Source organism: Bacteroides sp. LFL-34 (assembly GCF_027257075.1).
In the GTDB taxonomy this organism is placed as follows: domain Bacteria; phylum Bacteroidota; class Bacteroidia; order Bacteroidales; family Bacteroidaceae; genus Bacteroides; species Bacteroides ovatus.
Window position 1 is genome coordinate 21406 of sequence record NZ_JAPQKZ010000022.1, and the last position, 13477, is coordinate 34882.

The following is a 13477-nucleotide window of genomic DNA, read 5'->3' on the forward strand; positions in this document are numbered from 1 at the left end:
TTCTACCGGATATTCCCCACAAAAATAATGAAAAGCGCGTACTATTGCAGTCTCAAATCTAAAAACCAAAAAAACTAGAAAATGAAAAAGCAATGGATCATTGCCTGTCTTATCGGAATTCAAGGGGTAAATGTACAGGCACAACAACCCAGCAAGTATCCCTATCAGGACACGAAGCTGACTGTGGAACAACGGGCGGATGATTTACTTCAACGCCTCACATTAGAAGAAAAAGTGGCGTTGATGCAAAACAACTCACCGGCTATTCCCCGGCTTGGCATTAAGCCGTATGAATGGTGGAACGAAGCTCTTCATGGCGTTGCCCGCGCCGGACTGGCTACTGTCTTTCCGCAAGCCATAGGTATGGCCGCTTCTTTCAACGACGAACTATTATACGAAGTATTTGATGCCGTATCCGACGAAGCACGCGCCAAGAACCGCCAATTCAATGAAAAAGGACAATATAAACGTTATCAGGGACTGACCATGTGGACTCCCAACGTCAATATCTTCCGCGACCCCCGCTGGGGACGGGGACAGGAAACATACGGTGAAGACCCTTATTTAAGCGGGCGTATGGGAATGGCAGCAGTCAGAGGTCTGCAAGGACCGGAAGATGCCGAATATGACAAACTTCATGCCTGCGCCAAACACTTTGCCGTACACTCGGGTCCCGAATGGAACCGTCACAGCTTCAACGCAGAAAACATTGCACCCAGAGACTTATGGGAAACCTACCTTCCTGCTTTCAAGGAACTGGTACAAAAAGCAGGAGTCAAAGAAGTGATGTGCGCTTACAACCGTTTCGAAGGCGATCCCTGCTGCGGTAGCAACCGTCTGTTAACCCAAATTCTCCGCAACGACTGGGGATTCAAAGGAATCGTAGTCACCGACTGCGGAGCAATCGGAGACTTTTTCCAACGCAAGAAACATGAAACGCATCCCGATGCCGCCCATGCCTCTGCCGACGCTGTTTTAAGCGGAACAGATCTCGAATGTGGCGGTAACTTCAAAAGCATCACCGATGCTGTGAAAAAAGACCTGATTTCGGAAGAGAAAATCAATACATCAGTCAAAAGAGTACTGAAAGCCCGCTTTGAACTGGGAGAAATGAATTCGACTCATCCCTGGAGTAACATTCCATTTTCTGTTATCGACTGTCCCAAACACAAAGAACTGGCACTGAAAATGGCACATGAAAGTCTGGTATTACTCCAAAACAATAACAACATCCTTCCATTAAACCGTCAGATGAAAGTCGCAGTCATCGGCCCCAACGCCAACGACTCGGTAATGCAATGGGGGAACTACAACGGCTTCCCTTCACATACCGTTACTCTACTGGAAGGAATACGCGCCAAACTACCTGACGCACAAATCATCTACGAACCTGTATGCGGATATACAAACGACACCACCCTGCACAGCCTATTCAATCAGTGCAGCATCGACGGAGAAGCCGGATTCAACGCCACCTACTGGAATAACCGCGAATATAAAGGCAAAATTGCCGCAACCGACCGTCTGACCACTCCTTTCCATTTCAGTGCAGAAGGTTCTACCGTATTTGCTCCCGGTGTAGGATTGAAAAACTTCACCGCCATCTATCGTTCCACTTTCCGCCCAACAGATTCCGGTGCCGCCACTTTCCGCGTGATGACTAACGGAGGAGTTACTTTATTCCTCAACGGCAAGCAAATAGCAGAAGCCACCAACATCAAGAATCATACCAATCTGTATTCTTTCAACTACGAAGCAGGAAAGAGTTACGACATCGAGTTGCGTTTTATTCAGGTTAAAGATAACCCTGCACTGAACTTCGACTTGGCAAAACAAACTCCAATGGATGCCCGTGAAATCCTGAACAAGTTGCAAAGCGCAGATGTAGTTATTTTTGCCGGAGGTATCTCCCCCCTATTGGAAGGAGAATCCATGCGGGTATCCGACCCCGGATTCAAAGGCGGCGACCGTACAGAAATCGAATTGCCCGCCATCCAGCGCGAAGTTCTTGCTCTTCTAAAGAAGAATGGAAAGAAAACAGTATTCGTCAACTTCTCCGGTTCGGCAATGGCCATCGTGCCTGAAACGCAGAATTGCGATGCTATCCTGCAAGCATGGTATCCCGGACAGGCAGGTGGAACAGCCGTTGCCGATGTTCTTTTCGGAGATTACAATCCTGCCGGACGTCTGCCTATCACTTTCTATAAAAGCATGCAACAATTACCGGATTATGAAGATTATTCGATGAAAGGACGTACCTACCGTTTCATGACGGAAACACCTCTTTATCCATTCGGCTACGGTTTAAGTTATACCCGTTTCTCTTATGGGAAAGCTACCCTGAACCAATCGAAGCTGACCAAAGGCGAAAAAGCAATCCTTACTATCCCGGTAAGTAACGTCGGGCAGAGAGACGGTGAAGAAGTGGTTCAAGTGTACATCTGCCGTCCTGACGACAAAGAAGGTCCGCAAAAAACTCTTCGTGGTTTCCAACGGGTTAGCATTGCTAAAGGTAAGACACAGAACGTCCAGATAGAGCTTCCGTACGATTCTTTCGAATGGTTTGATGCAGCGACCAATACCATACGTCCTTTAAACGGAACATATAAGATACTTTACGGAAACAGTTCAAATGAAAAAGACTTGCAAACGTGCAGTATTCAGATTCAATAGGTAATACCGTTTCATATATAATTTGAGGCTAAGTTGAACTTAGGCTACATTGAGAATTTATAAAAAATGGCTTTTATTGTCAGGCCAAGAGTTAGGGCTTCATAAAGTGATTGTTTTCAAGCTATTACCCACTGACAATAGAAACTGACAATAGGCTGACAATAAAGATTTCCGTCTTTTATTGTCAGCCTATTATTGTTTAAAACTACACTATGCAACTATTATCCCTTATTTACCAAGCCTGCATTATTCCGCTAAGATACCGTTATTGTTCAACCAGGGTGCCGCTATTGTTCCACTAAAGCACCGATCTTGCTAATTCTCCACGGCCGTGACGAGATCTCTCCACGGCTGTGGTAGGATCTTCCCACGGCCGTGAGAAGATGTTACCACGACCGTGGGAAGGTAAAGATAACGGCACCTTTGCCCAACTATGCAGGCACACTAACTCAACTATACAGGCACACTAACCAAACGATACAGACATACTTACTCAACTGTACAGGCATATTAATGCAACTACATCAAAACCTTGAAACAATAATTCCAAGATGCCAGCATAACTATATCGGTATATTAATAAAGATATGAGAGTATCAATGAACGATATAGGCATATTGATATAGCCTCATCAGCCTATCAATGCTATAATGTACGAATGGACAGACTTGTATCCTTACTTGCCAAACAATAAAAAACAGGCTGACAATAGAATACTTAATTCTTATTGTCAGCCTATTGTCAGCTTCTATTGTCAGCTTCTATTGTCAGCTTCTATTGTCAGCATGTATTATACTGTAATTCATTTCTTTAACTGCCGCTCTGACAGATTGACAATAAAAACAGTATAAAAACAGATGATACAGTTAGTTCTTGGTCAGCAACCGCTTCTCCGAAATCGTTCCCAACTCTTTTCCGTTAATGGTGATATCCGTCGTATTTTCTATCTGTATCATAGATTGATCGGGAGTGTCAATTTCCACATTCTCAATGTTGAGCTTTGCCACTTTATTCACTACAATACCCTCTTTAGCACCTGTAACCACCATATTCTTGATGGAAATATTCTCAATCGGCATTTCGGGAAGTCCGTTCAGATAAGCTGCCCGTCCTGCTCCCCTGCAAAACACATCCGAGATATAGATGTTTCTGAAAGCAGGCGTCTCCTCACTCACACTCGGAACCGGTTCACCGGGAGCACTTTTGACCGCGTAATACAAGTCGGCAATCAAAGCATCATTAGGAATATCAATCATATTTATATTATTGATATAAATATTCTCCACAACACCACCGCGTCCACGGGCACTTTTAAACCGTAAGCCGACATCCGTACCGATAAAAGAACATTCAGACACATACACATTCTTCACACCACCGGACATCTCACTGCCAATCACGAATCCGCCATGCCCATGTAAAACGGTGTTGTTTCTCACAATCACATTCTCACAAGGTTCGCCCCTTCTGCGGCCATCCTCGTCTTTGCCCGACTTCAGACAGATAGCATCATCCCCCGCATCAAAAAAACAGTTGGCAATCAATACATTCTTGCATGATTCCACATCCAGCGCGTCACCGTTTTGCGAATACCAGGGATTGAATACTTTTACATCATTCAATATCAAAGATTCGCACGACAAGGGATGCAGACACCAACTCGGAGAGTTTTTGAAGGTCACACCTTCCAGAAGAATCTTTTTGCTCTTCACGATACTTAGCAATACGGGACGCAACCAACTCTTCATATCTTCCCATTCTTCACTCGTGATTTCAGTCCGTTTATCTTCGCTGCCGGCCATGAGAACAGAGGCTTTCAGCGCTCCTTCATTAGGATACCACACCTTTCCGTTCTCATCCACCTTGCCGCCGGAGTTCACCAGATTCTTCCATTGCCTGTCCGTCATCTTATCCTTCTTCACAGGACGCCATCTATCCCCCGCCCCATCAAAAACACCATAACCGGTGATGGCTATGTTCTCCGCATTCATTGCCGAGATAGGCGACTGGCAACGTTTGACATCCAGTCCCTCAAACGAAGTGGTGATGATCGGATATAATGAAGTATCACTACTAAATACAATCAACGCATTCTTTTCCGCATGCAAATTGACGTTACTCTGCAAAACAATAGGTCCTGTCAACCACAAGCCTTCCGGAATGACTACCTTGCCACCTCCCTTATCATGCACCGCTTTGATTGCATTATTAATAGCCTCCGTATTCAACGTCACGCCATTACTTTTTGCTCCGAAATCGCAAATATTCACCTGATAATCGGGGAAGACGGGACGCTCTATGGCGGGCATGGAGAAAGGAAGGTCTTTATATAAATCTTCCATTTCTATCGTTTTATCCTCCGAGTCTGAATATGCCTGACAAGATGCCAATAACAAGAGTCCCACCAGCATTACTCTGAAATCCTTTTTCAAAAATCTATTCATACTTATCTTTATTATGTATCAAAACCTATTGAAATATACTATTTATTTTCAACGGGAAAGAATCGCCTTATTTCCCAAAGAACCATACTGATTCACAGCACAAACCTGCAATATCATCACCGGATATTGAGGAAGAGTTAGATACATTCCACGTGTCATACCTACTACCCTGTCCCCACTGAAAACAATATACCCCGTCGCATCCTTCACACTTTTCCACTCCAGTCTCCGGTCCTTTATTTTAAGCCCCTCGGGAGCAGGAAGTTTTTTCATCATCATACGGGGATTCCACTGATCTGTTCCGGGAATTATATTCTCATAAGTATAAGTAGCAGCCTCTTCTGCCGTTATCACCGCACGACTGGTTCCTTTCGGAGCATTTTCACCACGTCCCTCATATTCCGTCTTACGCTGATCCAGTTGCAGGACATTACCCGCGGCATCCCGACTGTTATATTCGGCAAACAAAGTAGGGATCGCACCCATATTTGCCCAACCTTCAGGAGAAATGGGAATGTTCATAGTAGTGTGAATATAAACCGTTTTTGGCGAATTATGCCACGGACGTCCCAGTTTCACCCCCCACTTCTTAACATTAGCCGCCGCTTCGTTACCATCTATCGTGCAGTCTCTGAAAACATACCCCCATTTCGCTTCCTTATGACAAGGAGCTACAATAATAGCACCGCTACGAGTATTATAGAAAGTACAATTTTCCGCCAATACATTTCCTCCGCCATAGAAATAATCTACCGCTCCTTCAATCCAACAATCTTTGACGTAATGTCGTGCAGTATCATTGCCTGTAGTCATCCATGTATCCTGAAAAGAACGGAAGTTACAATTATTAAATGCGATACGATCCGCCTGACTGCTCATTGCCAAAGCTTGCGGCCCTTTCTGGCTATCCACTCCCCAGTCGTTAACATAAGAGATGTTTTCCGAATAGAAATCAGACGCTTCAATCTTCACTACACTACCATCGTATTTATAGACATCCGATTCCGGATTATGAACAGAATATCTCCAATAGTCGATATCTGTCGAAGTAGCCTCTGGTTTGCCACCCACATTCAGACTGTGGTGAATGATGGTTTTATCTTTGTCCTGTCCTATCAAATGAATGAATGTTTTTGTCTTTGGTATAAATAGGTACTCTCGATAAGACCCATTCTTCACAAATATGCACCAAGGTGTTTTTGAATTTTCGGGTGCGGCATTTACAGCCTCTTGCACCGTTCTGTAATCACCACTGCCATCTCTTGCCACTACAGCCTGAAAAGGAGAATTACTTTCACCGGAATGATTCCTATCTATAAGCCCCCTCCCATCAGCACCCCAGACTGGGGAACACAAGGAGAACAGCAAGATGACTCCCTGTAAAATGCATTGTATCTTCTTCATACTTCAATTGTGTAAATTTTATATAGAGGAAAAAACAGCCCCCGGTTTCTTTTCCCAAGGGCCATTTGTTTTCAGAAAAACGATTACCTGTTCATAACCAGTATGGTCCTGACAATGATCCGGTTATGGAATCCAACGAGTATCACCGGAACGATTAGTGACAATCGGAGAATTCGAATCCTTGATTGTCAGATCGCCCTTTTCCGGGTCAACAAACAGTTCGGCAGCAGTCATATCCAAATCGGTTGCATTGATCTTACTACCACCCAACGCATAATCTTTCGTTGTATAATTGTTAGAGAAGCTAGTGGTAGTATTGGCACCGATTGAATAAATTTCACCACACGGTGAAGCCAAGACTACTCCTTCCAACACCAATTCCGAACCAACAGCAGACTGTATATTAATCATACGCTGATTGCGACAGAAGCTGTAGAAGGTTACATTTTTATATTCCAGATGAATAGGTTTGTCCAGATTGGGCGCATAGAAGATGTTACCCCAGCCCCAGCCGTCTGTACTGTTGTTATCTCTACTAAATGTGCAGTTCCTGAAAATAACTCTTTCCAGATGATCATAAGAGTTACCTTCCTTATCGGTCGATCCAAGATGGAACGTACCGTATGCACCTGTCTGCCAACCGCATTGTTCAAACTTGCAGCCTTCCATTTCGAAGTTCATCAGATGTTTATTGTTAGCTCCCTGATGACGCCAGAATCCACGTCCGAATCCATAGAAGTCGCAATTAACGAAACTGATATTCTCCAGCGTGTATGCATTACCACTATTAAAGAAATAACTGTTCAATATCTCCTGCCGGAATTCAACATTTACAAACTCTATACCGGAAATATAAGATCCGGCAACCACATTCCATGAAGATTCCATAGTGACAATAGGCTTAATGCCTTCCGTGCTACCGACCAGACGGAAACCTTTCTTTATTGCAAATGGACTCAAACGATAAGAAGAGCCAGCCGGCAAGAAATATTCGGTACCCTCCGGAATCTCCGCATTATCATTATTATCAGTCAGAAGTTTCGTCAAATCATCATCCCAACCTACCGTAATAGATTCGGCAGCCGGTCCCGCTGTACGGAAAGTAGCCTGATTATAAGGTTTGTCATATTTCCTCGGCTTACTTGTATCGTAAATATTAACCGCATACAGTGTATTCTTATCCAGACCAGTCACTTCGGCACGTCCCTGTGCTTTTTCCTCTTCAGTCAGATAACGGGATACATTCGCTAAAGTTTTGTCCATCATCGGCATCACGCTGATACTGTCCACCGGATTCTGTACATCTACTTTCCAACGAATGATAGCAGAGTTTTCTGTTATCTCTGTTTTTGATACGTCTTCCAATAACTTCGCATATTCCGGTCTGGCCTCTGTAGAAGCATTCGTATAAGTCCATTGAGAATTATTGACTGCATTTGCCGCATTCGAACGCACACGAATATAGAACGTTGTTCCATAAGGGATATCGTCCAGAAAGACAAATGGTTCAGTTGTATCTACCGACATAAACAAACTTTTGTAATACGTATCCTGATGCAACTCTACCGTATAGGATGATGCATCATTTACTTTATACCACACCAAAGTAATAGAATTACTCTTCACCTCCGGTTTCTCCAATACGAATCTGGGCTGAAACAGATCGTCTATTTTGTTATATTGGTCGTCTTGGCAACTTGTGAAAAGCGCTCCCCACAACAAAGCAGGCAATAAGACTGTTGTCAATCTATATAGTAACTTCATCATAACATTCATTTTTACTGGTTAATATCCATAATAGTTTTGAATAGCCCCTCTATGGTCTGTAATTACTTGTGAAGGATAAGGACACAAATATCTCAACGGATCAGAAGGTTTCACACTCTTGTCGTTATTCAGATTGATAAATCCTCTGAAACTCCAGGAAATCTCTTTCAAGGTCTCAAATTGCTGCGTTTCCGAGTTCAGGACTCTCCATCCAATAGCGTATGCCAACGTTTGATAACCGGCAGGTTTACCCGTTCCGAATTCTTCTTTCTCAATGCCGACTATATCCAGAATGGTTCTGTCCGGATGTTCCGGATCAGGGACTGACTTATAATAAATATTTTCAGGTACTTTATCAATACCCGGTATATAGGTACCATTGGCAACCAACCCCCAATTAATCATTTCAAAATAGAGATTATAGATCACCTCACTGTACTTATTCCAACGGGCCAAGTCATATTTACGGATACTTTCACCCCCAAATTCCCATTTTCGTTCGTCCATGATTGCTTTGAAGAAATCGTCTTCACTATTCAGGCTTTCTACGTAAGATTCTACTTTCGAAGCCCACAAAGAAGAATCAAACGCACGCCGCCTTACCCTCTTCATCGCTTCCTTTGCATCATCACGCGGTCCGAACCGCTCGTTCACCGCTTCAGCATACATCAACAACACATCTGCAAACCTCATGCGTATGCTATTGATACCCGTTCCCGCACCACTGGAAGAGCCTAACGGAGACTTCATTTTAAGTTTCGACCATTTACCTACTCCCATGCCGGCGATTCCCATATCCATCTCCTGATTCAGGTTCTTATCGTATTTGTAAGGAGCACACGTAACGTCACGACGCAAATCATCCCCATCAAATGTAAACATATACGTACCACAATAATGCAGATAATTGCTGGCACTTCCGTACTCGTGCTTGTCACCGGCAATCGTTACACCTACATTATACCCGTAACGGCTGGTCACACTTTTCAGCATAGGGATAGCAAAAATCACATCGTCATTATTCGCCGTCGTCCAATTGCATTCATTGTACCAAAGTTCTTCGTAACTCTGTTTCAAATCATGCTTGTTTTCCTTGATTACTTTACCCAGATAGGTGATAGCGATATCATAATAATGCTCGAAATTGTCACCACGTTCCATATATCCCACGTTGTCCGGATTCTCTTTATCGGGACGTAAAGACCATCCTCCACGATACAAAGCCAGTTGTCCGATAAGTGCCTGGCAATATTCGCGGGAAGCACGCTCTACCCCGTAATCCAGATCGGCGGCATATTTCATCATCGGCTCTACATCAATCAACTCGTCAATCAGGTATTCCAGTATCTTGTTCCGTTCCGTCACACCGACTGAAAAGAAATCATCTGTGGATTTCGAAGGTTCGGTCACAAAGACGACATCTCCCCATGTACGAATCAAATCCAGATAAAGCATCGCACGAAGTGTTTTCACCTCTCCGTACATCTGTTGTATTTCAGTCGGTCCCTCCTCTTTTATCTGTAAGGAGAACAAAGAGGAATTTTCCATTTCATGCAGGAAGTCGTTCGCATAATTGATCACGGAATACATATTGTTCCATGTACTATTCAACGTATTCCAGTAGGGTTTGGAATCGAAACAACCGATATCCGCACCGGTGGCCGCTACGGTATTATTCTTAAAGGAAGACATTTCTACATCCGTATTCGTATTCAGGCTGTTGGCAAGCGTACTGCCATACATACCGTCTTCTGTCATTGCAGAATACATTTTAGTCATCAAGGCTTTGGCTTCCTCTTCTGAAGTAAAAACATATCCGGGGGTAAATCCTGAAGGAGGCTCCACATCCAGAAAGTCATTACAAGATGTGAAAGAGAGCATCGCGCAGGCTATGGTTGAATATAATAACTTCTTATTCATTGTTCTTTCATTTTAGTTAGTTTATTAAAAGGTCAATTGCACACCGAACGTGTATGTGCGGCTTCTCGGATATCTGTTATTATCGATATTCGGCGTTAATCCGGTAGCAATATCTACCTCCGGATCATAACCGCTATATCCGGTAATCGTAAAGAGGTTGTAACCTGACGCATAGAAACGTACTCTGCTCAAACCCACTTTATTGGTCCATGCACGTGGCAGTGTATAGCCGATAGTAGCCGTATTGAGACGCAGGAAAGAACCGTCTTCCACTGCATATGACATTGCAATGGGACGTCCGATAGAAGTCGGATTCCACATCGTCGCATTCTTATTAAACTCTGCAAGAATTTCCGGACTGTAACGAATTTCATTACCCATATCGTCAAAATTACGCCAACGCTTCGCAGCAGAAATATCCATACTGAAATTGTTGTAATTATTGCTTGCCCATGTAGTCATCATTACTTTATTAGCATTGAACACATCGAAATCATACATGAAATTAAAGAATGCACTTACATCAAAACCTTTAAAAGTTGCATTTAATCCAAATCCTCCCGAAAACTTCGGAGTAGTATTACCGATCACAGTACGGTCGTCATCCGTCAACGTATACGGGTTGGCACTATTTTCATCCACCGGAGTGAGTTTTTTAAATTTGGCATTACCCGGACGCGGGTCACCGGACAACGGGCTGGAGTTTACGACTCCGTCTTTCAATGTCCATGTTCTGGATTTTGAATCAAATGGCTTGAAATCATCCACTGTATAGAAACCGTCATTCACAAATCCATAGATCAAACCGGTAGTACCTCCTACGTAGGCACGATAATCATCTGAATTCAAGAGTTGAGAGCCAGCCCAGCCAGAAGAAAGCACCATTTCCTTTTCACCACTTGCCAGTTTGTCGATCTTGTTTTTATTACGACCGATATTAAACGTCGCGTTCAATGTAAAGTCCGGACGGTCCATGATATAACCGGTCAGAGACAACTCAACCCCTCGGTTTGAAGTCTGCCCCACATTCTCCATAAGATGTGTGTAGCCTGTATAGCCGGGAATAGTAGAAGAAAGCAGTAAGTCTTTCACCGTGTTCCAATAGAATTCCAATGATCCGCTTAACCGTTCTCTGAAAAAGCCGAAGTCAACGGCAAGGTTACGGGTAATGGTAGTCTCCCATTTTACATGGGGATTATACAGTTCTTTCGTGTTATAAAATTGATAATAGTACCGGCTCGTTTCTTCCCAACCCGCAGGCCGGCTGCTGCTGATACCATACAATTTCTGATAAATATCGGAAGAGATACGGTCATTTCCAGAAGCACCATAACTTACTCTCAATTTAAGATTCGACACCACTTCACTCTCTTTCAAAAAGTCCTCATTAGACATACGCCATGCAACAGCCGCTGCCGGGAAAAATCCCCAACGATTGCCTGAAGCAAACTTCGATGAACCATCGGCACGCAAGGTCACAGTAGCGAGATATTTATCCTTATATCCATAGTAAGCACGACCGAAAAAAGAAGAAATGCGTGTGGGCGAACCGGCAGAAGACTTATTTTCGTAAGGAGTACCCAAAGACAGGTTATCAAATGCCTTTTCCGCAGTTGTATTCACCGGAAAATAGCGGGTAGTATAGGTCTTACGGCTGGATTGGGAACTCTTCATTTCTTGTCCGACCATCAATTGGATATCATGCGTATCATCCAACATAAAGTTGTAGTTAAACACATTGGATAATTGCCATTTGGAACCTTGAGACATACTCCACTCAGCCATTGGCTGGTTATTATTATTCTTGGCGTTAGATGTATCAGTGCCCCAAAAACGTCGAGACTCCTCTGCATTATTTTCAAAGCCGAATTCCGTACGGAAAGTCATGCCTTTCATTATATTCCAAGTCAGAGCACCTATCGTATTGAGAGACTTATTAATTCTTTTCTTATAATTCTTTTCAGATTCTTCTTTCGGGTTAAAGCGGGTTATCTCATCCAATAAATCAGGGTCATAATAAGTATCATCTTCCGGCAATTTCATATATTCATCCAATCCTTCAGTAGGTGCCTGACGGAGTGCATCCAAAAGACTCACCCCATCCGTACCGGAACCGTCCACTTCTTTATGCAACAAACGGGTGCGGTATTCAAAAGTCAGGAATTTAAAGAGCTGGGTATTCAGACTCACATTCAGGTTGTTCTGTTTCAACCCGTTCCCCACCATCACACTAGGACGGTCTTGATGGATAAATGCCACTTTATACTTCGTTTTCTCTGTACCGCCATTGATACTAAGGTCTACATATTTAGATACCGGATTCGTTCCAAAAATTTCATCCTGCCAGTCCGTTCCTTTATCTCCCTGATAAATATAGAATTCATATGCTTGTCCATACTTATTAAAGAAATCGTCGGGTATGGAATTCTTTTGACGGGCATTCTCATATTGCATCAAAACATATTCGTAGGGATCCATCACGTCCAGCTTGTTTGATAATGTGCTTGTCTGCAAGTAAGTATTCAAATTGATAGATACGCGTCCTTCCTTTGCTTGTTTGGTAGTCACCAGAATGACACCATTAGCACCGCGAGCTCCATAAACTGCCGTAGAAGCAGCATCTTTCAAGACATCGATGGACTCTACATCTGTCGGTGGAATATCATTTAAACTCCCCACTTCAAATCCGTCTACCAAAATCAGCGGACTGTTGTCCTGCGTGATCGAACCTCCACCACGCACCAATATTTTAATTTCCGCATCCGGTGAACCATCCACTGCTGTCACCTGCACACCCGGCATTTTACCGACAATAGCCTCTGCAACGGAAGCAGTCGGTACTTTTTCGAGAACCTTGCCCGATACACTCGATACCGAACCAGTCAGATTTCCTCTTTTCTGTGTACCATAACCGATTACGACCACATCATCCAGTTGTCCGACGGCTTCCGTCATCTGAATATGAATTCCGGAAGTACGTCCTTTCAACGGTTCTTTCACTTCATTCATTCCGACATAACGGATAGTCAACACAGCTTTATTCACATCAGGAACATTGGTCAGTGTAAAGTTTCCGTCCATATCGGTAGTAGTACCTATTTTTGTGCCTTGCACCATTACTGCGGCACCTATTACCGGCCCGTAGTTATCTGTCACCGTACCGGTTACGGTCTGTGCAAAACCACTGACCGCCACCAATAACAGGGTGAATATACTTATAATTAGTTTATTCATTATACTAAAGTTTTTTGTTACAAAATATACGGTTT

At 43.5% G+C, this 13477-nt stretch carries 6 protein-coding genes; 1 reads left to right on the plus strand and 5 read right to left on the minus strand.

Annotation, left to right across the window (positions count from 1 at the left end):
• Positions 1–81 precede the first annotated feature (81 nt).
• A complete protein-coding gene (gene xyl3A / locus N5O98_RS14375) occupies positions 82–2673 on the plus strand; it encodes a xylan 1,4-beta-xylosidase (protein WP_004309427.1) in 2592 nt (863 codons plus the stop codon).
• Between the two features lie 866 nt (positions 2674–3539).
• Here the strand turns inward: xyl3A and N5O98_RS14380 are convergent.
• The 5 genes from N5O98_RS14380 to N5O98_RS14400 form a co-directional block, all read right to left on the minus strand.
• Entirely contained in the window at positions 3540–5117 is a 1578-nt protein-coding gene (locus N5O98_RS14380; RefSeq protein ID WP_004309426.1) for a glycoside hydrolase family 28 protein, read from the minus strand.
• Between the two features lie 48 nt (positions 5118–5165).
• Complete coding sequence (locus N5O98_RS14385) at positions 5166–6521, minus strand: pectinesterase family protein (RefSeq protein ID WP_022199661.1); 1356 nt, start codon at positions 6519–6521, stop codon at positions 5166–5168.
• Between the two features lie 123 nt (positions 6522–6644).
• Positions 6645–8288: a DUF5123 domain-containing protein gene (locus tag N5O98_RS14390; protein WP_004309424.1), complete on the minus strand. Its 1644-nt coding sequence runs from the start codon at positions 8286–8288 to the stop codon at positions 6645–6647.
• Between the two features lie 18 nt (positions 8289–8306).
• On the minus strand, positions 8307–10208 hold the full coding sequence (locus N5O98_RS14395; RefSeq protein ID WP_004309423.1) for a RagB/SusD family nutrient uptake outer membrane protein: 1902 nt from the start codon (positions 10206–10208) through the stop codon (positions 8307–8309).
• 24 nt (positions 10209–10232) lie between these two features.
• Positions 10233–13442 (minus strand): SusC/RagA family TonB-linked outer membrane protein, encoded by a 3210-nt coding sequence (locus tag N5O98_RS14400; protein ID WP_004309422.1) that lies wholly within the window; start codon positions 13440–13442, stop codon positions 10233–10235.
• Between the last annotated feature and the right edge of the window lie 35 nt (positions 13443–13477).

Coding starts and splice junctions, on each gene's coding strand:
- N5O98_RS14390 (WP_004309424.1), bottom strand. CDS start 8,288: ATGATGAAGTTACTATATAGATTGACAACAGTCTTATTGCCTGCTTTG.
- N5O98_RS14385 (WP_022199661.1), bottom strand. CDS start 6,521: ATGAAGAAGATACAATGCATTTTACAGGGAGTCATCTTGCTGTTCTCC.
- N5O98_RS14380 (WP_004309426.1), bottom strand. CDS start 5,117: ATGAATAGATTTTTGAAAAAGGATTTCAGAGTAATGCTGGTGGGACTC.
- N5O98_RS14395 (WP_004309423.1), bottom strand. CDS start 10,208: ATGAATAAGAAGTTATTATATTCAACCATAGCCTGCGCGATGCTCTCT.
- N5O98_RS14400 (WP_004309422.1), bottom strand. CDS start 13,442: ATGAATAAACTAATTATAAGTATATTCACCCTGTTATTGGTGGCGGTC.
- xyl3A (WP_004309427.1), top strand. CDS start 82: ATGAAAAAGCAATGGATCATTGCCTGTCTTATCGGAATTCAAGGGGTA.